This window comes from Streptomyces sp. NPDC007084, from assembly GCF_040703595.1.
In the GTDB taxonomy this organism is placed as follows: domain Bacteria; phylum Actinomycetota; class Actinomycetes; order Streptomycetales; family Streptomycetaceae; genus Streptomyces.
The window spans coordinates 44,117-67,467 of the sequence record NZ_JBEYFY010000023.1; the positions used below are offsets into that span (position 1 = coordinate 44,117).

Here is a 23,351-nt window from a genome sequence, read left to right on the forward strand (position 1 = left end):
ACGGAGTCGGGGCGCCAGGCAAACCAACTGTTCTGTTTGTTATCCTGGAGGAATGGCCGATCAGCCCCTCAACTCGCGCGGAGCCGCGACGTACCAGCGCATTCTCGACGCGGCGACCCAGGAGTTCGCCCAGCACGGAATCGCGGGCGCGCGTGTCGAGCGGATCGTGGTCGCGGCGCGTACCAACAAGGCGCAGCTCTACGCGTACTTCGGCAACAAGGAAGGGCTCTTCGATGCCATCTTCTTCAGCTCGCTCGATCGGATAGTGAACGTCGTCCCGATCAACGCCGAGGACCTCGCGGACTGGGCCGTACGCCTCTACGACGAGTACCTGCGCCGCCCCGACCTGATCCGGCTGGCCACCTGGGCGCGGCTGGAGCGGCGCCCGGAGGGCCATCTGGTCGAGGGCGCCGAGCGTCGGGACGACCGCAAGCTGGCCGCCATCGCTCAGGCCCAGGCGGACGGCCTGGTGCGCCAGGGCGACCCCTTCGACGTGATGGCCCTGGTGATCGCCATGTCCATGGCCTGGTCGCCGGTCAGCAACGTCTACGCGGCGACGGCGCAGGAGCCCTCGGAAGTGCACGAGCGCCGCCGCGCCCTGCTGCGAGAGAGCGTCCGCGACGCCATCGCCGCCAAATGAACCGGATGAGCGCGGGCTCCTGAACTCCCCCCCGCGTGGCGCCGGGCACCGGTGGGATCTCCGGCTGTCGGCCGCGCGGATGCCTCAGAGGCGAACCGAACGCAGGGCCGGCGGCTCAGGGCCCGTGTGGGGTGCGGCCGGTGGGGGCCCGGCTAGTTCAGGACTCTCTCGGTGAAGTCGGCCAACTGGGCGCGCAGGCTCTCCCGTGACGTGCCCGCCTGTTCGGCCAGGTGCTCTACGAGGTCTGCCCGGGTCGCGGCGAGCAAGGCGTGGGCCGTGAAGGCGCTGTCGCCGCCCAGGCCGGGGATCTGCTCCAGGACGCCTTGCAGCAGGGCATGCCACCGCTCGTAGTGCTCCGCCTGATAGGGGCTGTTGCCGTTTCCCGCTTCCTCCAGGGCCACCGCGAGACGGCGGTTGTCGAGCTTGAAGCAGAGGATGGCGTCGAGGAGAGCGGGCACGCGCAGGCGCGCCGGCGCGCCGGGGCCGAGCGGGGGCGGCCCCGCCTCGATCGCCTCCCGCACCGGTTCGAGCCGTGCCTCGTACAGCGCGCGGAGCAGGCCCGGACGGTCGCCGAACGCGCGGAAGAGCGTGCCCTTGCCGACGCCGGCGGCCGCCGCGATGTCGGCCATGGTGACGTCGTCGGGGTGCCGACAGCGGGCGAAGAGATCGTCGGCCGCCGACAGGGCGGCCTCCCGGTTACGGACCGCGTCTTTGCGTGGCCTGCGTTCGGGCATGCTGCTCCTCCGGTTGCAAAAGCGGACCACGGGTCCGTATTGTCAAAGCGGACCCCTGGTCCGGATTCTATGGATGGAGAATACCCATGCCCGCGTCGATCTCCGACACCGCTCCGACGCCCGATCCCGCTCCCGACACCCCCGCGACTTCCGACACCGCTCCGACCCCCGAGAGCGCGCCGACTCCCCATACCGCGCCGACTCCCGATACCTCGGTGCCTCCCGGTGGCGCGGTGACTCACCACACCGCGGCGGATCTCTACCGCCACAGCCTGCGGCTGCTCCTGGACAAGGACATTCCCGGCTGGATCGCCCTGTGGGCCGAGGACGGGGTCATGGAGTTCCCCTTCGCTCCCGACGGCTGGCCGGCGCGGCTGGAGGGCAGGCGGGCGATCGCCGACTACATGCGCCACTACCCCGACCACGTGGACCTGCGCGACTTCCCCGTACTGAGCATCCTTCAGACCACAGCGCCGGAGACGATCGTGGTCGAGATGCGTGGCGTCGGCCGCCTGGTGCGGACGGACAGCCCCTTCGACATGACCTACATCGCCGTGGTGACCGTTCAGGACGGCCGCTTCACGTCGTACCGCGACTACTGGAACCCCCTGGCCGTACGCGAACCCGGCGCTGACTTCGTCGGGAGCGGCCGATGACCGGCACCGGCACCATTTTGGTCATCGGTGCGACCGGCACCACGGGCAGCCGCACCGCGGCGAGGCTGACAGCCGCCGGTCACCGCGTCAGAGCCGCGAGCCGTCGTGCCACCGCGGTCCCCGGCACGGAGCCGGTCATCTTCGACTGGTACGCCCCCGCCACCCACCCCGGCGCCCTCGACGGGGTCGACCGCGTCTACCTCGTACCGCCGTTGGGCGACGCCGACCCGGCGGCGGTCATGCTGCCGTTCCTGGAGCGGGCCCGCTCCGGCGGGGTGCGGCGCGCGGTGCTGCTCGGTTCCTCGGCCATCCCCGAGGGCGGCCCGGCGGTCGGCTTGGTGCACAAGGCACTGCCCGGCCTGTTCGAGCAGTGGGCGGTGCTGCGGCCGTCGTGGTTCATGCAGAACTTCACCGGCACCCACGCGCACGCCGTGAGCATCCGAGAGGACGGCGTCCTGCGTACGGCGACCGGAAGCGGCCGGGTCGGCTTCATCGACGCCGAGGACATCGCGGCCGTCGCCGCACACGTCCTGACCGCCGACCACGCCCCCAACAGCGACCTCGTCATCACCGGACCGGAGGCGCTCTCCTACGACGACATCGCCGCGATCATCACCGAGGTCACCGGCAGACACGTGACCCACCGCAACCTCTCCCACGAGGACCTGCGAGACCGCCTCGCGACGCGGATTCCGCCGGAGTTCGCGACGATGCTGGCCGACATGGACCGGGCCATCGCCGAGGGGTCCGAGAACCGCACCACCGATACGGTCCAACGCCTCACCGGCCGGCCCGCACAGACCTTCCGTGCGCTGGTCGAGAGAGAGGTGCGGCTCGGCGGGTGACGGGCCCGTGCCGACACGTCGCGCTGAGAGTGCGGGGCGGTCCGGGAGCCCGGAGCGGCCCGGGAAGGGGCCGCTCCAGGCGCCACCGGAGTCAGGGGAGCCACAGGTGCTGCGGGTGCTGCGGGTGTCGGACGGTGGCGGTCAGGCGCCCGTCGTGATCCGGTCCCGTACGTAGGTGACGAGTGCCGTCGCCACCCGTGAGCGGTCCGGTTCGGGGAGGTCTTCGTAGGCCGCCGAGACCGTCATCCACTCGTTGAAGACCGGGCCTTCGCGGGTGAGGAGCCAGTCCACGCACAGGTAGCCGGCGTCCACGCCCACCGCCAGCCGTTCGCTGAGCGTGCGGACCCGGTCGTCGCCGTCGAAGGACGCGCAGGAGCCGCCCTCGCTGACGTTGGCGAGGTAGGAGCCCTCCTTCGGGCGGCGCAGCATCACCGCGACGGCCCGGCCCCGGTGCACGTACACCCGTACGTCCCCGTCGTTCTCCTGGAACGGGTGCACCACCGCGCCCAGCGCGGCCGGGGTGAGGAGGTCGACCGCGGCGGTCAGTTGCTCCGGGCCCTCGGCCTTCAGCACCCCGAAGCCCATGGCCATGGCGCGGGGCTTGACGACGTACGGACCCGCCCCCAACTCCCTGCCGACAACCGGGAGTACGCGGCGCGCGTACCGTCCGAAGGGCACCGCGACCGTCGGGGGTACGGGGACGCCGAGTGCCGCGGCCTCGTGGCACATGGCGAGTTTGTCCGAGCCCAGCGACTCGGGGTCACGGATGCCGTCGTTGAGGATCACCCGGCCGGCCGCTCTGATGGTCCGCGTGATCGCCTGGACGTGACGGCCGATCCCCGCGTCCCATGTCCAGTCCGACAGCAGGAAGGCGTGACCGCCGTCGAGCAGGTCCTCCTCGTCCAGGTACAGGCGCGGTGCTCCGCCGGACCACGCCGGCACGAGGTCCCCGGAGTGCACCACCCGCACGGGCAGACCGTTGCTCTCGAAGAGGTTCACCCGGTCGGAGCCCTCCTTCTGGAGCAGGAGGTGGCGTCGGGGGTCGTAGTTGTCCGGGTTGGTGATCCACACGATCGCGGGTGCGTCGGGTGCGTCGGGTGCCTCGGGTGCCTCGGGTGCCTCGGGTGTGCCGGGCTCGTCGGGTGTGAGGGGTGTGTCGGTCGGGGGGAGTGCGTCGGTCACGGCAGGTTTCCGTTCGTCGGGCGGACGGGGCGGACGGGGTGAACGGCTCGGTGTCGTCGTTCGGTGGGGCGGTGGGGTGCTGGCGCCGGCGGGGCGGGGCGGTGGCCTGTACGGGTGGGTCAGGTGGCCGCGAGGGGTTCGGCGGTGGAGGTGCCGGTCGGCAGCGTCCGCATCCGGCGCAGTGGGGAGAGGAAGAGCCAGAGGAAGGCGAGCGAGGTACCGACCGCACCCGTCAGTACGGCACCCCGCGCGCCGAACACCTCGGCCAGCACACCCCCGCAGAGGCTGCCGACAGGCCGGGCTCCCCAGGCGAAGAAGCGGACCGTGGCATTGACCCGGCCCAGCCGGTCGGGCGGCACGGCACGCTGGCGGAAACTGACCTGGGCCACGTTGTAGACCACGAGCGCCGCGCCCAGCCCGAACAGCGAGACGCTGACGAGCGCGAGCCGCCAGCCGGGCTGGACGAGCGCGGCGAGCAGGGTGAGCGGGGCGCCGCACGCCACGCTGTACTTCACCGCCGTCGCGTCCCCCACCGCCTCGATGAGCCGGCGCACCACCAGCGTGGCGAGCACGCCGCCGAGGCTGCCCGCCGTCAGCAACAGGCCCACGGTGGTGGCGGGTACGGCGAGATCTCGCGCGAGGAGCACCAGGAGCATCGCGTAGGACATGCTCCAGAACAGGGTCAGCGTCGTGGAACACAGCACGATGGGCCGCAGCAGCGCGTCCCGCGTCACCAGCCGCACCCCCTCGGCGATACCGCGTATCAGTTGCGGGCGGTCCGCGCGCGGCGGCAGCGGTTCCGGCCGCCGGATCAGGGCGACGCACACCGCCGACCACACGTACCCGAAAGCCGTCGCGACGATCGCGAAGGGCGCGGTCGCGAGCTGGATGAGCAGACCGCCGGCGCTGGGGCCGACCACGCCGGCCACCTCTTCGACGCCGGTCAGCCGGGCGTTCGCGGTGACGAGGCGGTCGCCGCCGACCACGTGCGGCAGATAGCTCTGCTCGGCGACGTCGAAGAACACCGTGAGGACACCGGTGACCAGCGAGACCGCGCACAGGTGAAGCACGTCGAGGGTGCCGAGGGTCCACGCCAGCGGGATGCTGCCCAGCGCGACCGCGCGGCCGAGGTCGCACGCGACCATCACCGTCCGCTTGCGCATCCGGTCCACCCACACGCCCGCCGGCAGCCCCACGATCAGGAACGCCGCCGTCTGACAGGCCGCGACGGCGCTGACCTCGAAGGCGGAGGCGTGCAGGGTGGTGGTGGCGAGGATCGGCATCGCCAACCCCAGCAGCCGGAAACCGAGTTGGCTCAGCGCCTGGGCGGCCAGCAGCAGACGCAGAGCGCCCGCCTCGCCCGCGCCGGCGGTGGAACGGGGTGGTCCGACCATCACCAGGCCTTTCCAAAGGGCGCGGAACCGTGCCGTCACGGAACCGCGGTACGGCGCACACCGACGGCGGGCTCCTGGGTGACGGACTCCGCGGTACGGAGCGCGACCACCCGGGTCCCGCCGGGGAGCGCGACGACGCTAGAGGCGGTACGGGCGTGCCGCAAGCGGGGGAGAGGGGGCGAAGAGCGGGTGAAGAGAACCGAAATGGCTTCACCTGTAACGGAGTTGGCGAAATCCCATGACCTCGTCCGCTATGGCGGCAGGTCACCTTCTCCATCGGTTTTCCGCCGATTTCCGCCGACGAACGGTGACGATGGCGAAGACGCCCCAACAGTGGCATACGGGAGCTTGCGTCGCAGGGGGCGCTGGCCTACGTTGTCCTCGCCATCGCTCAGCGGTGACGGCACGACCGACCACTTCAACCGCGGTTCGCACCCCCGCACCCCGGCTCTCCCGCGCCTCCGCAGTCCCGTGCCCCTGCATCCCCGGACTTCTGCATCCCAGCACCCCTGCGCTCCCGCACCCCTGCGCTCCCGCACCCCTGCGCTCCCGCACCTCGGTACTCCCGCACCCCTGACCCCGGCGCTCCCCGCCGTGTGCCCGTGCGGTGCATCTCCCGGCGCTCGCCGGACACCTCCCGACACCCCCGTACAGCCCCATGCCTTCGAATGCCTCGCGGCGCCTCGCTGTGGCCGGGGCCCGACGAGACCGCGCCATCGACCGGCAACGCAGCCCCAGTTGGAAGCACCCGCCGCCGCGCCCGTACCCGACGGCGCCGACACCGACATCGGCACCGGACGTCGTGGCGTCGTGACGTCGAGCAGGAGACACCATGCAGACTCCGGAGAGCGACATCCGGACCGCCCAACGAGCGCACCTGACAACGCCGTTACCGCACCAGGTCGGCCAACTCCCGGCCTTCGAGGGAATATCCGCCCTTCCCCCGGCCCTCGGCCTCGTCCGCCAGGCCGCACACCTCCCGCGCGTGGCCTGGGACCGTCTCGCGGGCCCCGACCGCGCCTACCTGGGGACCCGTTGGCTCGACGTGGTGGAGGACACCTCCGGTGCGGCCATGCGCTACCTCACCCTCACCGACGGCGAGGGCCTGGCCGGGGCGCTGGCCACCGCGGTCGCCGACCCGAACGCCCCCTGGCTCGCGGGGCGCACCGACACCGTGCTGCGGCGGTGCGCGGAGGAAGGGCGGCAAGGGGCACGGGAGTTGGCCACGGACCTGCCCCACGACCTGGCCGGCGCCCTGCTGCCCGGCCTCGTCTGCGGAGGCCGGCACCTCGGCCGCACCGCCCTGCTGACCCGGGACGGCCACGGCAGCGCCGGTGAACTGCTGCTGGACGCCGCCGAACGGCTCGCCGACGAGGAGGCGTTGAAGAGCGTCGCGTTCCTGCACGTCGACGAGCACGACACCGCGCTGCGGACGCTGCTGGGCCGCCGTGGCTACCGTTCCTTCCACTCCGAGAGCTACCACTGGCTGCCGGTTCCGTCCGGCGGCTTCGCGGAGTACCTCGCCGGGTTCTCCGCCCACCGGCGCCGTCGGATCGGCGCCGAACGCCGGGCGGTGCGCGACGCCGGTGTCCGGGTCACCACGGCTCCCCTCGACCCGGCGGACATCCCCCGCTTCGCGGAGCTGGAGACCACCCTCCTCGGCAAGTACGGGATGAGTACCTGGACTTCCGCACGCTCGGCCGCCATCCTGGAGCGCGCACTCACCGCCTGTGGCCCGGACGTATTGGCCGCCACCGCCCGCCTCGACGGCGAGATCATCGGCTTCGCGCTGATCGTGGTCCACCACGACCGCTGGTTCGCACACCGCGCCGGCTTCGACTACACCGCCCAACGCGGCCTGCCGCTCTACTTCGAACTGCTCTTCTACCACCTGGTCGAGGCCGCCGCCGAGGCCGGCGCCACGGTCATCCACTACGGCACGGGCAGCGGCACCGCCAAGACCTCACGCGGCTGCCTGGGCTCGGAGCAGTACGCCTACGTCCGTACGACGGGGTCCGCCGGCTGAGTACGGCATCCGTTCCGCCCCGGTCCGCCGACGTCCTTGGCCACGAAGAACTCGCCTCGGCGCGGACCTGGCCCTCGCGATCCCCCTGTGTTCGCGAGGAGTTCCGTGGCTCACGGGGGGGAGAGAGACTGGATCTACGGATTGAGGCTGGAGGCACCCGGCCGGCGCACCATGAAGACGTCGACCTGGTCCTCCCCGTAGGCCACGAATCCGAGGCGCTCGTAGAGCCGGCGGGCCGCGCTGCCCTGCAGGACGTTCAGGCGGACGGTCGTGCCCTGTGTGTCGGTCCCCCGCAACACCGTTCGCAGGACGGCGGTTCCGAGCCCGAGCCCCTGGTGCCGGGAGTCCAGATAGAAGTGCTCCAGCCACTGGCCGCCCTCGGCGGGCCGGACCGCGACGCAACCGGCGAGTTCGCCGTCGACCACGACGATCGAGGTGTGCTCGGGGGAGAAGCCATCCCGAAAGCGCTGCCGGACCCGGTGCTCGTCGAAGCGGCCGAGGCGCTCCAGGTCGGGGCGCATCACCACGGCCCGCAACTCCGCGATCGCGTCCATGTCGGCCGCCACCGCGGGGCGCAGCGTCCAGCCCGGGCGCGGCGCGCCGCTCTCCTCATACGCGGACAACCCCTGCGCGGGCGCCCCCGACTCCGGTCGCGTTCCGCTCTTCAGCGTCTCGGCGTTCACGGCGGGAGTATCGCAGCCCCCCGCACGCGCCCGACAGGCAGGCATCCGGATTCGACGGGGCGACCGACCGTCCGACTCGTCCTCGTAGGCGATGTCGTCCGAGAACATTGGCCACCGGCGAGTGAACGACATGGTGCTGTTGACGGGGTCGATGATCCATCGACCTCCAAGGCGCTGCGGCTTGCGGCGCGGACGCCCTCGCAGACCCGCGCTGGGCCGAGCCCGTCATGGGTGCGCTATCTACTAAGGCAGATTGATAAAGTAGCCTTAGCTTATGAACGAGGACCTGGACCCAGGCACGGAGAACTCGGACCCTGACGCGGTCGCCTCCGCGCTGCTGGCGAGTCTCAGCCTGCTGGTGCGCCGGATTCGGCAAGTGCCCGTCGGCGGCGGACTGACCATGCCCGAGCGCAGCGCCCTCTCGAACCTGCACCGCACGGGTCCCACCACCTCCTCGGCGCTGGCCCGCGAGGCCCAGATCACCGCACAGGCCATGGGTGCCACCCTCAGTGCGCTGCGGGACCGCGGCTTGGTCGAGGGCCGGCCCGATCCGGACGACGGCAGGCGTGTGGTGCTGACGGTGACCGACGCCGGCCGGCAGGCGCTCCAGGACAAGCGCAACGCGCGGACCGAACTCCTCGCCCAGGCCCTGACCAGCGGCGCCTTCACCCCGGCGGAGCTGGAGCGGCTCGCCGCTGCCGCGCCGCTGCTGGAGCGACTGGCCCAGAACATCTGACGCCCCCGGACCATCGAGGAAGCGACCTGATGAAGGTTCCCCCCAAGCAGCCCGCCGACCGGAACCGCCCACCCGGTGACCGGCCCGCCGCGCCTGGCGACGATTCCGCCCCACCCGCCCTGTCCGGTAACGACTCCACCCCACCCGGCGACGAGTCCACCCCGCCCCGCGACGGTTTCGTACCACCTGGCGACAAGGCCCCTCCGCACGGCGACCGCTACAAGTGGACCGTGCTGTCGAACACGACCGCCGCCGTCTTCATGTCCGCGCTGGACGGCTCGATCGTGCTCATCGCCCTCCCGGCGATCTTCCGTGGCGTGCACCTGGACCCGCTGGCCCCGGGGAACATCGCCTACCTGCTGTGGATGATCATGGGGTACCGGCTGGTCCAGGCCGTCCTGGTGGTCACCGTAGGGCGCCTGGGCGACATGTACGGCCGCGTCCGCATCTACAACTCCGGGTTCGCGGTCTTCACCTTCGCCTCGGTCCTGCTGTCCTTCGACCCCTTCGACGGCGGCCACGGAGCGATGTGGCTGATCGCCTGGCGCGTGCTGCAAGCCGTCGGCGGATCGATGCTGACCGCGAACTCGGCCGCGATCCTGACCGACGCCTTCCCGGAGGAGCAGCGCGGTTTCGCCCTGGGCATCAACCAGGTCGCCGCCCTCGCCGGCATGTTCATCGGCCTGGTCGTGGGCGGGCTGCTCGCCGCCTGGGACTGGCGGGCGGTGTTCTGGGTGAACGTGCCCGTGGGCGTGTTCTTCACGGTGTGGGCGTACCGCACGCTGCGGGAGACCGGCAAGAGCGGCGGCGGCCGGATCGACTGGTGGGGCAACATCACCTTCGCGGTCGGACTGAGCGCGGTCCTGATCGCCGTCACCTTCGGCCTCCAGCCCTACGGCGGACACACCATGGGATGGACCAACCCCTGGGCCGTCGCCCTGATCGTCGGCGGCCTGCTGCTCCTGGCGGCGTTCGTCGCCATCGAGAAGCGCACCTCGGCCCCGATGATCCAACTGAGCCTCTTCCGCCAACGTGCCTTCACCTTCGGCAACCTGGCGGGCCTGGCCATCTCGATCGGCCGGGGCGGAATGCAGTTCGTGCTGATCATCTGGCTGCAGGGCATCTGGCTCCCCCTGCACGGCTACGACTACGCCGACACACCCCTGTGGGCCGGCATCTTCATGCTCCCGCTCACCGCCGGATTCCTCGCCGCCGGGCCCGTCTCCGGCTGGCTGTCGGACCGGCTCGGTTCCCGGGGGCTGGCCACCGGCGGGGCGCTGCTGTTCGGGGCGAGCTTCCTCGGTCTGATGGCGCTGCCGATCGACTTCGGCTACTGGATCTTCGCGGTGCTGATCGCGCTCAACGGGATCGCCAGCGGTATGTTCGCCTCGCCCAACTCCTCCTCGATCATGGGCAGTGTGCCTCCCAGGCTGCGCGGCGTCGCCTCCGGTATGCGCGCGACCTTCCAGAACTCCGGCACGGCCGTCTCCATCGGCGTGTTCTTCTCCCTCATGATCGCCGGACTGGCCAACAGCCTCCCGCAGAGCCTCACCAGCGGACTGCAACAGCAGGGCGTACCGGCCGATGTCGCCACCCAGGTCGGCAGCCTGCCGCCGGTCGCGTCCCTGTTCGCCGCGCAACTCGGCGTCAACCCGGTCCAGCACCTCCTGCAGCCCAGCGGCGTCCTGAACCACCTGACGACGGCGCAGCAACAGACCCTGACCGGACGGGAGTTCTTCCCGAGCCTGATAGCCGGGCCGTTCCATTCCGGCCTGGTCGTCGTCTTCGCCTTCGGCGCCGTCCTCGCGTTCCTCGCCGCCATGGCCTCCCTGCTGCGGGGGACCGGCCGCACCTCCAAGACGCCTACGGCGGGTTCGGTGGCCGGCGGTGACGCTCGACCCGTGCTTCCAGGAGGGTCCACGCGTAGCTGACCCGCCCGACTGCCCTGCCCCACCCCTTCAGGAGAGAAGAACCATGCCCCTCACCACCACCACCTACCCTGTGGCCGCGCCGATCGAGGCGACCCGATGAGCCTGCTGGGCCGGCTGCTGGCCAACCGGCGGGCGGGCGACACCCACCTCGCCTGGAACCTGCCCAACCTGCGAGCCGAGCGGGCGCTCGACCTCACCAGCCGCGACTTCGGCGACGGCGACGCCATGCCGCTCGCGCACGCCGAGAAGTACGTCGGCGGCGACAATCTGTCACCCCACCTCGCCTGGACCCCGCCACCGGCCGGAACGGCCCAACTCCTTCTGGTCGTCGAGGACATCGACGTGCCGGTCGGCAAACCGGCGGTGCACTGCCTCGCCCTCGTGGACCCCGCGTCCGGCCACCTCGAAGCCGGCGCCCTCAACGCACGTCAACCGGCTCCCGGAGTGCGGCTGTTGAGGTCCACCATCGGCCGCGGCTACCACGGCCCCGCCCCCGTCAAGGGCCACGGCCCGCACCGCTACGTATTCCAACTGTTCGCCCTCGCCGCCCCCTTGGACAGGGAACCCGGCGCCACATCACCGGACCGGGCGCGCCCGCGCACCCTCCTGCCCGCCGTCACCGGGCCCGTCCTCGCGCGCGGCAGGCTCACCGGCGTCTACGAGCGCTGACCGCGCCGCCGGCCCTCGGACGCGGCCCTGGTCACGGCCACCGCTCCTCCCGCCGTCGACGCGCACCGCCCGGCCCTCTCGGTCAGACCGAGGCTTCCACGTAGGCGAGTTGGGCGGCCAGGATGTCTTCGAACGCGGCGCTTCGGTCGACCCCGAGCGGGCGCACCTCGCGGGCGAAGTGGGCGAGGGCGGGGAAGCGCTCGGGGTCGGCGCCGAGGACCGCCACCCGGAACAGCTCCAGGCCCTGTTCGTGCTCCTCGGGGGAGATGCTGCCGACGCCCGCCTCGGAGGTGATCAGCGCGGTGAGGAGCACCGCCATCCGGTGGTAGTGCGCCGGGATCTTCTCGTCGGCCAGCCCCGAGGCCCGGAGCGCTTGCAGCACTTCCTCCATGATCAGTCGCGAGCCGGTACCGCTGGACGCGTAGCGCCCCCAGACCGCGGCGAGCTGGGGCTGCCCGTCGAAGGCGTCCCTCACCCGCAGGGCCAGTGCGGTGATGCGCTGCTTCCAGTCGCCCTCGGGGCGATAGCCCTCCACGGCGGCCAGCAGGATCCGGTCGGCCACCGCGCGCAACAGTTCCGTCTTGCTGCGGAAGTGCCGGTAGAGGCTGGAGGAGTCGGTCCCGAGGGTCGCGGCGAGTTTGCGCACGCTGAACGACTCGGCGTCGCTCGTGCGCAGCAACTCCGTTGCCGCGTCCAGGATCTCGTCGGTCGACCAACGCCTTCGGCCCGCCATGTCCACATCCTCTCGCCGGCCTTCAGCCTAGCTCATGCGCTTGGTGTTGCACGCACCGCGTGCATAATGGGTGCATGGCGTGCCGGACGGTCCACCACGCGACGGTCCGACGCACCGGTCATGCCTGTCACCCGGTCGGGTGACCAGCGTGAAGCGGCCGATCAGCGCGCCGAGCCGCTACGCGTCTCTCACCCGGCGAAGCCGAAAGGACGCATGCCGTGAGGAACTCACCGGACCCCGCCGAACTGAACGCCGCCATCGAGAAAGTCCACCGCGCCGGAATGCCCGGCCTGTTCGCCGAGGTACGCGACGGCGACCAGCTCTGGCACGGCGCCGCCGGAGCCGCCGACACCGCGACGGGCCGCCCGGTCACCGCCGGTATGCGGCACCGCGTCGGCAGCGTCACGAAGACGTTCACCGCCGCCGCCGTGCTCCAACAGGTCGAGCAGGGGGCGATCGACCTGGACGGGCCGATCGGCCGGTACCTCCCCGGTCCGGTCCCCGGAAGGCGAGGAGCCGCGATCACGGTCCGGATGCTGCTCAACCACACCAGCGGCCTCGCCGAATACCTCCCGTACGCCTACCCCTCGCTCAAGGCGTTCCCCGTCCTCGCGGACACCGGTCCCGAGAGCCTGGACGACAACCGCTTCACGCGCTTCGATCCCGCCGAACTGATCGAGGTGGGCGTCACCGCACCTCCCGTCGGCACCCCGGGCGGTTCACCGGGGGTGTACTCCAACACCAACTACCTGCTCCTGGGCGAACTCCTGCGCCAGGTCACCGGCACGACGGCCGAGCGGTACATCACCCGGAACGTCATCGACCGCGCCGCCCTCACCGCCACCGCGTTCCCCGCCGGCCCGCACATCGAGGGCCCGCACGCCCGGCTCTACGAGTCCTGGTTCGGCATGATCGACCCGCCGCGCGACTACAGCGTCTACGACATGTCCTGGGTGGGCCCGGCGGCGGCCCTCATATCCACCGTCACGGACCTCAACCGCTTCTACCGCGCCCTGCTCGCCGGCGAGATCGTCGGCCACGCCTCGCTCGCGGAGATGCGCCGTACCGTCCCGGTCTTCTCCCAGGAGGGAAAGATCATCGAGTACGGCCTCGGCCTGCACCCGATGGACCCTCCCGGCCCGGACGCCTTCTGGGGGCACGGCGGCACGGTCTGGGGCGCCGGCGCGCTGTCCATGACCCGGGCCGACGGCGAGCGGCAGATGACCGTGGCGGTGAACGCGCAGCGCTGGAACCGCCTCGACGCCACCGGCCGCCCCCGGCCCCACCCCATCGACGCCGCCCTCGCGGACTTCTACCGGCTCGCGCTGTACGGGTGACCTGAACCGCTGAGACCCGGACCCCTGCGACGGTTCGCCCAACCCCTCGCTAGGGGCCACCTGAACGAGGGGCGCGTATCCGTCAGACCCTTGCCGCCACCGGCTGCGGCTGCTCCTCCGCGGTCCTGGAGCGGGACACCACCAGACCCAGTACGGCCGCCGCCACCGCCGCCACCGCGCAGATGACGAACAGCACGCGGTACGCCTTGAGCGACGGGATGTCGAAGCCGCCGAGGGCCATCGTCATCGAGGCGAGGATGCTTCCGCCGACAGCGCTGGCCAGGGTGCTGCCGAGCGACCGCGCGAGGGAGTTGATGCCGTTGGCGGCGGCCAGGTCGGTCGCCGGGGTGAAGGTGTTGATCAGCGTCGGCAGCGTCGCGTAGCCGATTCCGGAGCCGGCGCCGATGATCGCCGTACCCACGACGATCTGCCACAGGCTGTCGACGAAGATGATCCTGACGACGAGTCCGACGGCGACGACGAGACCGGCCAGGAACAGCACCCTGCCCGCGCCCCACAGGGTGCTGAGCCGCGCGGTGATCGGCGCGAGCAACAGCATCAGCAGTCCGCTGGGCAGCAGGCACAGGCCCGCGGTGAGCACCGAGGACCCGAACCCGTATCCGGTGGCGGCGGGGGCCTGAACGTAGTTGGCCGTGCCGACGAAACTGGCGAACAGCGCGAAACCGAAGAACAGGCTCGCCACGTTCGTCATGGCGATCGGCGGGTTCGCCAGCGCGCGCACGTTCACCACCGGCGCGGCCGACCTCGCCTCGACCCGGACGAGCAGCGCCAGCAGGACGACGGAGGCCACCAGCAGACCGACCGTGCGCGGCGAGCCCCAGCCCCAGGTGCCGCCCTGGGAGAGCGGGAGGACGAGGCAGACGAGCCCGGAGGTCAGGAGCGCGATGCCGGGCAGGTCGACCGAGCGCGCGCTCTTCTGCTGGGGCTCGCCCACCAGCACCAGGATCGCGACCAGACTCAGCAGCGCGCCGACCGCGCCGATCCAGAACAGCGCGTGGTAGTCGACGTTGTCGGCGAGCAGACCGGCCAGCGGCAGGCCGAGCGCGCTGCCGATGCCGAGCATGGCGCTGATGAGCGCCGTGGCGGAGGAGCGCCGGTCGACGGGGAGGACGGCGGCCAGCAGGCTGATGCCCAGCGGGATCGCCGCCGCGGACAGGCCGGTGAGAGCCCGTCCGATGATCATCAGGGTGGTGTCGGTCGTCAGCGCGTCGATGACCGAACCGAGCGCCAGCGCCCCGAGACTCAGCACCAGCATCAGACGGCGGCCGACCATGTCCGCGAACCGGCCGACCACCGGGACGGAGACGGCCGCCACCAGCAGCGTCGACGTGAGCAGCCACTGCGCCTCGGTCGTGGACGCCCCGATGTCCCTGGAGATCACCGGCAGCACGGGAATGACCAGCGTCTGCGTCAGCGACGCCATGAGCGCGCCCAGACCGACGGCGCCGATCTCCAGGTACGCGCGTACGGGTGACGTCTTCTCCGCGGCCGACTCGTCGGTCATCGCGTCACGTTCCATCCGGACCCCTAAGTCAACGTATGTTTACATCAGCCTAGCGGTCGGCCGCCCGAGCGTGCAAACAGTTGTTTACATGTCCGGGTATAGGAAGATGGGGCCATGGATGCCGACGCTGACGTTCCCGCCTCCCGGCCCCGCGACGCCACGAGGACGCGGGCCGAACTGCTGCGTGCGGCACGCCGGCGCTTCACCCTCCTCGGGTACGAACGCACCACGATGCGCGCCATCGCCGCGGACGCGAACGTCAACGTCGCGCTGATCAACCGCTACTTCGGCTCCAAGGACGGACTGTTCGCCGCCGTGCTCGACGAGTCGAAGTCGCTGTTCGACGGATCGGGTGAGGACGGTGAGCCGGTCGAGGAGTCCGCGTCCGAGGTGTTCGCCTCCATGCTCGCGGGCCTGCACGAGCGGGACTGGGCCGAGTACGGCGGCGAGCATCCGATGATGCTGATGCTGCGCAACGCGGGCCCCGACCCGGTCGCCGAGCGTCTCCGGCGCGAGGGACTGCTGATGGCGGTCGGCCGGTTGAGCAAGGCCCTGCGCGCGGACCCTGCCGCGCGGAGCGAATCCGAGGACGCCTCCGACCTCGGCGCCGAACTCGTCCTGTCGCTCTTCATCGGCGTGGTGATCCTGCGTCACCTGCTGCCCGACGAGGCGCTCGCCACCACGAACGAGCAGACGCTCAACGACGAGATGCTGCGCATCGTCCGCGGCATCTCCCACTGCGACGACTGAGACCGCGGCCGCACCCGACGGGGCGCGCACCGCTACGTCTGCGGCTGCGTCGTTGTGGTGAGGTCGAAGTAGCTGTGGGCGCCCGTGATGGCGAAGAGGCGGCTCGGCACCGGGCGCAGCTCGGCGCGGAGCTTCAACTCCGTTTCGCCGGCCCGGAAGTGGCGTTGCAGGTCGAGCAGGAGATGCAGGAGCGAGGAGTCCGCGAAGTCGAGGCCGCTCAGGTCCAGGAGAGTCGGCTTGCGCGGGGCGCGGACCGCGTCGAAGAGCCTGGCCCGCAGGGTCGGCATGTCCTGCCAGTCCACGCTTCCCGCCAGGCGGATGACACATCTGCGCCGGAGGGTGGTGACGCTCAGCTCGTAGGTGGCCGCAGTGGTGACGCGCTCGGCTCCGGTGGGGGCGTGGGGCTCGGTCATGGTGCTCAACCCGCACGACACCGTGCGAGGCAATCCTTTCGGGTGAAGGGCCGGGGCGGTGGCGGTGTTGCCTCGGAGGCCGAGGGCAACCGGTAGGACAGGCCAGGACAGGTCACTTCACGGCGTGCGGTGCCTCTCCGCCGTTGTAGCTCACGACAGCCAGTACCCCGCCGCTCGGATCGTAGGGTCACCTGATCGGATGGTCCGTGCAGGTCGATCGAACGGGCAATCGACGCCGCCCCTGTCTCGGAGGGGCGCCGCCAACTTGGCTCGCCAAATGCCCGTTTCGAGGCCTTGGGAGACGGGAGGGGCGGCCGGATCGATCACCGAACGGCCGCAGCAAGGTAACGGCTTGAACCGCACACGCCAAGATCATGGCATCCGGTCAGAGTGGCTGATTCGATGTGCGTCAGCACCTACTGAGAATCCCTGGGGGACGAGAAGTGAACTGGTACGTCGATGTACTCAAGAAGTACGCCGTGTTCAACGGCCGCGCCCGGCGGCAGGAATACTGGATGTTCTTCCTGATCAACCTGGCCGTCGTCATCGTCCTGGCGATCATCGGCAAGATCATCGGGACTTCGGTGCTCACCCTGGTCTACGAGCTCGCGGTTCTGCTCCCGGGCCTCGGCGTCGCCGTCCGCCGCCTGCACGACACGGACCGCTCGGGGTGGTGGATCCTGATCGGTCTCGTCCCGCTGGTCGGCTGGATCATCCTCATCGTCTTCCTCGCCACCGAGGGCAAGCCGCAGCCGAACGAGTACGGCCCCAACCCGAAGTTCGCGCCGGCCGTCTGAGCCGCCGAGGCTTGCGAGACCCACGCGGAAGGCCCGCCGGAAGGATCCGGCGGGCCTTCTCGTTGCTGTACAGCCCCATCGCGCGGGGGTGCGCCGGCTGCCGCATGGATGCCCGGGGTCCTGTTCCTGAGGGGGCGCGTGCTCTACAGTCCTGCGCGGGTCGCGACGAGGCGACAGGGCGCAGGCGAAGAGGTGACAGTGTGGGAAACCATTTGCGGGCCGGCAAGGTGCTCTCGTTCGACGCGGCGAGGGGGTTCGGGGTCATCGCCCCCTACGGGAGTGACGAGGATCTGCCCTTCCACGCGCAGTCCCTCAAGTTCGTCGACCACCTGACGCAGGGCCAGACCGTCATCTACGCGATCGAACAGGCGGACGCCGGCGTCCGGGCCGTCGAGGTCCGGCCCGCCTAGCACCACGACCCGGACAGGCCGTCAGGTCGCCCGATAGGTTGAACGACGTGATCAGCTCACCGGCGGGCCCGGACGATGTGGACGTCGCGATAGCCGCCGCCCGTGCGGGTGCCGAGGTGGTACGCGAGATGTACGGCCGACGGTTGACCCGCGTCGACAAGGGCGCGGGGGACTTCGCCACGGCCGCCGACCTCGCCGCCGAGAAGGCGATCCTCGACGTCATCCAGGCGGCCCGCCCCGGTGACACCGTCATCGGCGAAGAGGGCGGCCGGCGCGGCGCCGAGCAGGCTCCTCGCCGGTGGCTGGTCGATCCGCTGTGCGGCACGCTGAACTACGCCGTCGGCACCATGCTGGTGGCGGTCAACGTGGCCCTGCGCGACGGGGCTGCGGCGGTGGCCGACCCCTTCGGCGGCGAGATCTTCCACACCGACGGTGAGACGGCCTGGTCCCGGCGCGACGGCACCGACACCCGGCTGGCGCCGACCTCGGCCACACGACTGGTCGACGTGAACCTAGACCCGCCGTTCCCGAACGCGCCCCGCTTCCGGGCCGTGGACCTGCTGGGCCACCCCGACTTCGCCGCGCGCTTCCGCCCCCGCGTCGTCTCCACGACCCTGGCCCTGACCTGGGTGGCGTCCGGCAAACGCGCCGCGTACGTCACCGACGGCTCCGCCCTGACGACAAGCGTCCACTTCGCCGCGGGCATCACCCTCTGCCGAGCGGCGGCCTGCCCGATCACCGACCTCGACGGCGCCCCCCTGGGAGAGCAGAGCCGCGGCCTGATCGCCGCGGCCGACGAGGAAACGCACGAACTGCTGCTGTCGATGATCCGCACCTGACGTCACTCCGCGTCAAGGCGCCTCGAGTTGCCCCAGCCATGTGGTGAGGAGGGATTCCAGGGTCGCGGCGTCCTTGGGGGAGAGGGTGCTCAGGAGGCGGTGTTCGTTGTGGATGTGGTCGGTGAAGGCGCGGTCGAAGAGGTCTCGGCCCGCGGGGGTCAGGCCGACTACGCGGCCCCTGCCGTCGTCGGCGGCGCGGCGGCGGGTGACCAGGCCGGCCCGTTCCAGCCGGTCGATCCGCTTGCTCATGGCGCCGGTGGTGACCATGGTGTGGGCCGCCAGCTCTCCCGGCGCCCGCTCGAAGGGCTCACCGGCCCGGCGTAGGGCCGCCAGCACGTCGAAATCGCCCTCGCCCAGCCCGTAGCGGCGATAGACCACCGACAGTTCCTCGGTGAGCAGCGCGGCCAGGCGGTGGAGTCGGCCGATGACCGCCTGGGGGCCCACGTCCAGGTCGGGCCGTTCCCGCTGCCAGGCCGCTTGGATACGAGCGACATGGTCGGGTGGTGCCGAGCCGGCTTCTTCTTCCATGACCGCACTATATCTTCCAGGGAAGGTATAGTAACTTCCGTGGAAGCTAATATTCGCTGGGTTGCCCTCACCGCGGTGGCTCCGATCGCCTGGGGGGCCAACTACTACGTCACGCGCGAGTTCCTCCCCGCCGGACAGCCGCTCTGGGGTGCCGCGGTCCGCGCGCTTCCCGCCGGCCTTCTGCTGCTCGTCCTCGCCGGAAAGCGCCCACGCGGTGTCTGGTGGGGGAGATCCGCGCTACTGGGGCTGCTGAACACCAGCGCGTTCTTCGTCCTCGTCTACGTCGCCTCGCAGACGCTGGCCACGAGCACGGCCTCGATGGTCATGGCCCTCTCGCCCCTCGTGCTCATGCTGGGCGCCTGGGCGCTGCTCGGCGAGCGCCCGCACCGTACTCATCTCGCGGCGGCCGGGGTAGGCCTCGCGGGTGTCACGCTGATGCTGGGCGGTCCCGGGGCCGGAGTCCGGCCTGTCGGTGTGCTGGCGTCCGGGGCGGCTCTGCTCGTCTCCACCGCCGGATTCCTGTTGAACAAGCGGTGGGACGGCGGCCCGAGCGTTCTGTCGGTCACGGCATGGCAGCTCACCTGCGGTGGGGCCGTGCTTCTGATCATCGCCCTCGTTGTCGAAGGGGCGCCCCCGCCGGCCGGGCCCTCCGCCGTCGCCGCGTACGCCTACACCTCCGTCATCGCCACGGCCCTGGCCTTCCTCGCCTGGTTCACCGGCCTACGGCGTCTGCCCGCGTCCACCGTGGGCCTCATCGGCCTGCTCAACCCGGTCACCGGCGTCCTGCTCGGCGTCACCCTGGCCGGAGAGGGGCTCACCGCGCCGCAGGTGGTCGGCATGGTGCTGGTCGTGGGCGCTGTGGCCGGCGGGCGTACGCGCGGACGCGGGATTCGGCCGGTGGGGCGGGCGTCGGGCGCGGCGGTGGGGAACGGTGCGAGCGCCGCCACCCCGCCTCGTGCCACCCCGCCGGGCGCCACCTCACCGCGCGCCATCCCAGGGCCCACCCTCCCGCCCCGCATCATCCCGCCTCGGGCAACCCCGCCTCGCGCCACCCCGTGCTCCGACTCGGGAAAGGTGTGAACTCGCCCCGCCGCCCGGGCCCTGGCGCGACCAGAGTCAGATTCCGGGCCAGGACAGCGGGGGAGTGACGTGTTGGTCCTGCGCTGGTGCGGAACGTTCGACGCCCGCCCCGGCCACCGGCCCCCCCGGTCCCCGCCACCGGCCCCCCGTCCCGGCCACCGGCCCCTGCCCCTGCTCACCGTGCACGTCCGTCCCCGGCAGACCGCGCCGGTGCGAGTTCGTCGGAGTCGAGCGTGCCGTTGCCGTACAGGTCCTGGACCCAGTTGTCCTGGTAGATGGTGTCGAGGTAGCGCTCCCCGAGGTCGGGTGCCACGGCCACGGCGGTGAGGGATTCCGCCGCGTGGTCCGCCAGCCAGCCGATCGACCCGCTCACCACGGTGCCGGTCGAGCCGCCGAAGAGGAAGCCCTGCCGGGCCAGGTGCCGACAGGCTCGTATCGTGTCGGCCTCCTCGACGCGCACGACCTCGTCCACATACGACTCGTCGAGCAGCGGCGGGCGCATGCTCATGCCGAGGCCGGGAATCATCCGCCGGCCGGGAGATCCGCCGAACGCCACCGAACCGACACTGTCCACGGCCACGATCCGCACGGGCCTGCCCTGGTCCCGGAAATAGCGCGCGCAGCCCATCAGCGTTCCCGTGGTCCCCGTGCCCACGAACAGGACGTCGAGGTCGGGGAACGAGCGGGCGATCTCCGGGGCCGTCGTGAGGTAGTGCGCCCTCCAGTTGGCCTGGTTGGTGTACTGGCTCAGCCATACGCAGCGGTCGTCGCCGGCACACATGTTCCGCACGTAGTCCAGGCGCGCGCCGAGGTATCCGCCGTTGCCCTCCTGGCCGGAAACCACGTGCACCTCGCTGCCCAGCACCTCCATCATCAGCCGAGTCGTCAGGTTGCAGCGCGAGTCGGTGACGCAGACGAAGCGGTAGCCCTTGCTCGCCGCGATCATGCTCAGCGCCACGCCGAGATTGCCGGACGACGACTCGACGAGGATGGAGCCGGAGGCAAGGGTGCCGTCGCGTTCGGCCGACGCGACCATCTCGGCGGCGGCCTTGAGCTTGATCGAGCCCGCGAAGTTGAAGCCCTCGCACTTGAGAAACAGGGAGTGCCCGAAGATCGACTCCAGATCGACGTAGAGCTCCTCCTCATTGAAGGCTTGAGGAACGGAGATGACCGACATGACGAGCTCCTCTTCGGTGTGCCGTGTGTCCTGCTGGTTGCGTGCGGGGTGTGTGGGCATGTGCCTGGGTGCCGCGGGTCCTGGCTCGGCTCTGAGATCCGGCTCTGAGGGCCCGTCCCGGCGGTACCGCGCGGGCACCTGCTGCGCCGTCCCGGACCGCCGGGTCACTCAGCCGTAGCGACTTCGTTCGTGGAAGAAGTCGGGGACGAGCCGGAGTTCACCCGACCGGGCCACCTCGTCGTAGACGTAGCTCCCGACCGCGAGATCGAGCACGCCGAGGCCGAACGGCGAGAACACCACGGGCCGGTCCGCCGGGATGCGCACCCGGCCGGCCAGCACATCGCTCAGCGTGCCGTGGACGAAGTCCCGGTCTCCCGTGAGCTGTTCGGTCAGATGGGGCGAGGTGGCGGCCCGCAGGCAGTGGTCCACGTCGTCCACGATGTTGGTCGAGGCCAGCAGCACATGGGGCGCGAGATCCCGCAACGACACGTGCAGTACGACAGGGTTGTGGCCGAACCAGGTCGGATCGCCGACGTGCGGCTCTCCGGCCACCGTCGCGAAGACCACCAGATCGGCGGCGCGGATCAGATCCTCGGGCCGCTCGTGCACGGTGACCCGGCCGGTCTCGCCGGACTGCTCCGCGTACGCCCGGAACCCGGCGGTGCCGGCGGGCGAGACGTCGTAGAGGCCCACCTCGTCGAACGACCAGCCCGCGCCCCGGAGGAACGTGTGGACGTAGCGGGCGATCAGCCCCGTTCCGAAGAAGCCGACACGGGTGGGGCGCGGCCGGTCACGGCTGAGACGGTCGGCGGCCGAAGCCGCCGAGGCCGCCGTCCGGGTGGCGCTGATGATGGAACTCTCCAGGCACGCGAACGGGTAACCGGTGTAAGGGTCGTTGAGGATCAGGACGGCGGAGGCCCGCGGGATTCCGGACCGTACGTTCTCCGGGAAACTGGAGATCCACTTCAGGCCGTCCACCGGCGACTCGCCTCCGAGGGACGCCGGCAGGGCGATCATCCGGGAGGAGGGGCGGTCCGGGAACCGGAGGAACGAGGAGGGCGGGTTCACGGTCTCGCCCGCCCCGTGCAGCCGGTACGTGGCCTCGATCACGTCGATGATCTGCTTCTCGCGGCCGTCGAGGGCGCGACGGACCTGGCCACCCGGGATCACCGCGAACGGCGGCACGGTGACCTCACCGGCACCGGAAGCGACACCGGCAGCGCCGCCGAGGACCGACGGCGCCCGCTCCGTGTTCATCACAGCCCCCCTTCGACGGCCGCCGAGGCGTTGCCGAGCCGTGTCGGTGCGGCCATCCCGACGAGCACGTTGCGGGGTCCCTCGTAGGCCTGTCGGCTGTGCGCGGTGCGTATGTTGTCGACGGCGAGCAGGTCGCCGGCCTGCCACGGGGTGCTGACGGTGTGGTCCTCGTAGGCGGAGTTGATGAGCTGGACGACGTCCTCGGTGAGGGGATCGCCGGTGCCGTAGCGGGTGTTGAAGGGCAGGCCGTCGGACCCGTACTCCTCGACCAGGTACTCCCGCACCTCGGGCGCGAGCGTCCACTCGTTGAGGAAGGCGATCTGGTTGAACCAGCAGCGGCGTCCGCCGACCGGATGGCGCACCACCGCACGGCGGCGCTGCACCGTGCGCAGGCTCCCGTCGGGCCGCCACTCCCAGCTCACGTCGTGCGCACGGCAGTAGCTTTCGACGGCGGCTTTGTCGGAGGTGCCGAAGGCCTCGGTGAGGGTGGCGCCGATCTCGTCGTTGTAGGTGCGGCTGAGCAGCCATCCCTCCCGCTCGAACCGCTCGACCAGGCCGGCGGGCAGCGCGTCGAGCACGGCCGCCGCGTCGGCGACGCCCGTCGCTCCGCCGACGGCGGGCTCGGTCACGCAGGCGAAGAGCATGAGACCCGGCGGATCGAGCGTGTAGCTCAGCTCGTGGTGCATGCACATCGGCTGGTTCGACGGCCAGGGCGAGGCCGAGTACACGCCGGGCGCGTACGTCTCCCGCTGGGCGAACGTCTCCTTCTCCGCAGCCGGTTGGGCCCCGAGCCGCTCAAGAACCGTCGCCACGCCGGACGCGTCGCGCAGGTCAAGGCCGCGGATCAGGACAGCTCCGTGTTCCGCGAGCGCCGACACGAGTCCCTGCCGGCCCTCGTCCGTCCAGACGAACTGCTCGTCACCGGGCCGGAGTCGCAGCATCGGGGGCCTGCCCGGCTCCTGTTCCAGGCCGAGCGGTGAGATGGTCGATTCGATGGAAGGCATGTCGC

The 23,351-nt window shown here is 71.2% G+C and carries 24 protein-coding genes; 13 read left to right on the forward strand and 11 right to left on the reverse strand.

Annotation, left to right across the window (positions count from 1 at the left end):
• Positions 1-52 precede the first annotated feature (52 nt).
• Positions 53-640, forward strand: a complete 588-nt coding sequence (locus tag AB0912_RS20115) for a TetR family transcriptional regulator (protein WP_366701501.1) — start codon at positions 53-55, stop codon at positions 638-640.
• A gap of 152 nt (positions 641-792) precedes the next feature.
• On the opposite strand, the gene AB0912_RS20120 is transcribed toward AB0912_RS20115, so the two are convergent.
• The gene (locus AB0912_RS20120; protein WP_366701503.1) at positions 793-1,374 is read right to left on the reverse strand and encodes a TetR/AcrR family transcriptional regulator; all 582 of its coding nucleotides are present in this window, start codon (positions 1,372-1,374) and stop codon (positions 793-795) included.
• A 233-nt stretch (positions 1,375-1,607) separates the two neighbouring features.
• Between AB0912_RS20120 and AB0912_RS20125 the strand changes: the two genes are divergently transcribed.
• On the forward strand, positions 1,608-2,030 hold the full coding sequence (locus tag AB0912_RS20125; RefSeq protein ID WP_366701505.1) for a nuclear transport factor 2 family protein: 423 nt from the start codon (positions 1,608-1,610) through the stop codon (positions 2,028-2,030).
• The gene (locus AB0912_RS20130) at positions 2,027-2,875 is read left to right on the forward strand and encodes an NAD(P)H-binding protein (RefSeq protein ID WP_366701507.1); all 849 of its coding nucleotides are present in this window, start codon (positions 2,027-2,029) and stop codon (positions 2,873-2,875) included. Before AB0912_RS20125 ends, AB0912_RS20130 begins: the two co-directional genes overlap by 4 nt.
• A gap of 141 nt (positions 2,876-3,016) precedes the next feature.
• Here AB0912_RS20130 and AB0912_RS20135 read toward each other — a convergent pair whose 3' ends face one another.
• Complete coding sequence (locus AB0912_RS20135) at positions 3,017-4,057, reverse strand: hypothetical protein (protein WP_366701509.1); 1,041 nt, start codon at positions 4,055-4,057, stop codon at positions 3,017-3,019.
• A 119-nt stretch (positions 4,058-4,176) separates the two neighbouring features.
• Entirely contained in the window at positions 4,177-5,490 is a 1,314-nt protein-coding gene (locus tag AB0912_RS20140) for an MFS transporter (protein ID WP_366701511.1), read from the reverse strand.
• Positions 5,491-6,283: 793 nt separating this feature from the next.
• On the opposite strand from AB0912_RS20140, the gene AB0912_RS20145 reads away from it, so the two are divergent.
• Positions 6,284-7,477 (forward strand): GNAT family N-acetyltransferase, encoded by a 1,194-nt coding sequence (locus tag AB0912_RS20145; protein ID WP_366701513.1) that lies wholly within the window; start codon positions 6,284-6,286, stop codon positions 7,475-7,477.
• Positions 7,478-7,611: 134 nt separating this feature from the next.
• On the opposite strand, the gene AB0912_RS20150 is transcribed toward AB0912_RS20145, so the two are convergent.
• On the reverse strand, positions 7,612-8,031 hold the full coding sequence (locus tag AB0912_RS20150) for a GNAT family N-acetyltransferase (protein WP_366701629.1): 420 nt from the start codon (positions 8,029-8,031) through the stop codon (positions 7,612-7,614).
• 403 nt (positions 8,032-8,434) lie between these two features.
• On the opposite strand from AB0912_RS20150, the gene AB0912_RS20155 reads away from it, so the two are divergent.
• The 3 genes from AB0912_RS20155 to AB0912_RS20165 all read left to right on the forward strand — a co-directional run bounded on the left by AB0912_RS20155 (position 8,435) and on the right by AB0912_RS20165 (position 11,496).
• Positions 8,435-8,896, forward strand: coding sequence for a MarR family transcriptional regulator (locus AB0912_RS20155; protein ID WP_366701515.1), 462 nt, complete (start codon positions 8,435-8,437; stop codon positions 8,894-8,896).
• A 260-nt stretch (positions 8,897-9,156) separates the two neighbouring features.
• Positions 9,157-10,827, forward strand: a complete 1,671-nt coding sequence (locus tag AB0912_RS20160) for an MFS transporter (protein WP_366701631.1) — start codon at positions 9,157-9,159, stop codon at positions 10,825-10,827.
• A gap of 96 nt (positions 10,828-10,923) precedes the next feature.
• Entirely contained in the window at positions 10,924-11,496 is a 573-nt protein-coding gene (locus tag AB0912_RS20165) for a YbhB/YbcL family Raf kinase inhibitor-like protein (protein ID WP_366701517.1), read from the forward strand.
• 82 nt (positions 11,497-11,578) lie between these two features.
• Here AB0912_RS20165 and AB0912_RS20170 read toward each other — a convergent pair whose 3' ends face one another.
• Positions 11,579-12,229 carry a helix-turn-helix domain-containing protein gene (locus AB0912_RS20170; protein WP_366701519.1) on the reverse strand — a complete coding sequence of 217 codons (651 nt, stop codon included), beginning with the start codon at positions 12,227-12,229 and terminating at the stop codon, positions 11,579-11,581.
• 218 nt (positions 12,230-12,447) lie between these two features.
• Between AB0912_RS20170 and AB0912_RS20175 the strand changes: the two genes are divergently transcribed.
• A complete protein-coding gene (locus AB0912_RS20175) occupies positions 12,448-13,566 on the forward strand; it encodes a serine hydrolase domain-containing protein (protein WP_366701521.1) in 1,119 nt (372 codons plus the stop codon).
• Between the two features lie 82 nt (positions 13,567-13,648).
• Here AB0912_RS20175 and AB0912_RS20180 read toward each other — a convergent pair whose 3' ends face one another.
• On the reverse strand, positions 13,649-15,091 hold the full coding sequence (locus AB0912_RS20180; RefSeq protein ID WP_366701523.1) for an MFS transporter: 1,443 nt from the start codon (positions 15,089-15,091) through the stop codon (positions 13,649-13,651).
• Between the two features lie 114 nt (positions 15,092-15,205).
• Between AB0912_RS20180 and AB0912_RS20185 the strand changes: the two genes are divergently transcribed.
• Positions 15,206-15,841 (forward strand): TetR family transcriptional regulator, encoded by a 636-nt coding sequence (locus tag AB0912_RS20185; protein WP_366701525.1) that lies wholly within the window; start codon positions 15,206-15,208, stop codon positions 15,839-15,841.
• Positions 15,842-15,873: 32 nt separating this feature from the next.
• On the opposite strand, the gene AB0912_RS20190 is transcribed toward AB0912_RS20185, so the two are convergent.
• The gene (locus AB0912_RS20190; RefSeq protein WP_366701527.1) at positions 15,874-16,254 is read right to left on the reverse strand and encodes an STAS domain-containing protein; all 381 of its coding nucleotides are present in this window, start codon (positions 16,252-16,254) and stop codon (positions 15,874-15,876) included.
• A gap of 443 nt (positions 16,255-16,697) precedes the next feature.
• Between AB0912_RS20190 and AB0912_RS20195 the strand changes: the two genes are divergently transcribed.
• The 3 genes from AB0912_RS20195 (at position 16,698) to AB0912_RS20205 (ending at position 18,300) form a co-directional block, all read left to right on the forward strand.
• Entirely contained in the window at positions 16,698-17,051 is a 354-nt protein-coding gene (locus AB0912_RS20195; RefSeq protein WP_366701529.1) for a DUF805 domain-containing protein, read from the forward strand.
• 200 nt (positions 17,052-17,251) lie between these two features.
• Positions 17,252-17,461, forward strand: coding sequence for a cold shock domain-containing protein (locus tag AB0912_RS20200; protein ID WP_366701531.1), 210 nt, complete (start codon positions 17,252-17,254; stop codon positions 17,459-17,461).
• Positions 17,462-17,508: 47 nt separating this feature from the next.
• Positions 17,509-18,300, forward strand: coding sequence for an inositol monophosphatase family protein (locus AB0912_RS20205; protein ID WP_366701533.1), 792 nt, complete (start codon positions 17,509-17,511; stop codon positions 18,298-18,300).
• Between the two features lie 12 nt (positions 18,301-18,312).
• On the opposite strand, the gene AB0912_RS20210 is transcribed toward AB0912_RS20205, so the two are convergent.
• Positions 18,313-18,828, reverse strand: coding sequence for a MarR family transcriptional regulator (locus AB0912_RS20210; RefSeq protein ID WP_366701535.1), 516 nt, complete (start codon positions 18,826-18,828; stop codon positions 18,313-18,315).
• Between the two features lie 39 nt (positions 18,829-18,867).
• Between AB0912_RS20210 and AB0912_RS20215 the strand changes: the two genes are divergently transcribed.
• Positions 18,868-19,908: an EamA family transporter gene (locus AB0912_RS20215; protein ID WP_366701537.1), complete on the forward strand. Its 1,041-nt coding sequence runs from the start codon at positions 18,868-18,870 to the stop codon at positions 19,906-19,908.
• A 175-nt stretch (positions 19,909-20,083) separates the two neighbouring features.
• Here the strand turns inward: AB0912_RS20215 and sbnA are convergent, their stop codons facing one another.
• The 3 genes from sbnA to AB0912_RS20230 form a co-directional block, all read right to left on the reverse strand.
• Positions 20,084-21,085, reverse strand: a complete 1,002-nt coding sequence (gene sbnA / locus AB0912_RS20220) for a 2,3-diaminopropionate biosynthesis protein SbnA (protein ID WP_366701539.1) — start codon at positions 21,083-21,085, stop codon at positions 20,084-20,086.
• 168 nt (positions 21,086-21,253) lie between these two features.
• On the reverse strand, positions 21,254-22,342 hold the full coding sequence (gene sbnB, locus AB0912_RS20225) for a 2,3-diaminopropionate biosynthesis protein SbnB (protein ID WP_366701541.1): 1,089 nt from the start codon (positions 22,340-22,342) through the stop codon (positions 21,254-21,256).
• A complete protein-coding gene (locus tag AB0912_RS20230; protein ID WP_366701543.1) occupies positions 22,342-23,346 on the reverse strand; it encodes a TauD/TfdA family dioxygenase in 1,005 nt (334 codons plus the stop codon). Before AB0912_RS20230 ends, sbnB begins: the two co-directional genes overlap by 1 nt.
• Positions 23,347-23,351: the final 5 nt, after the last annotated feature.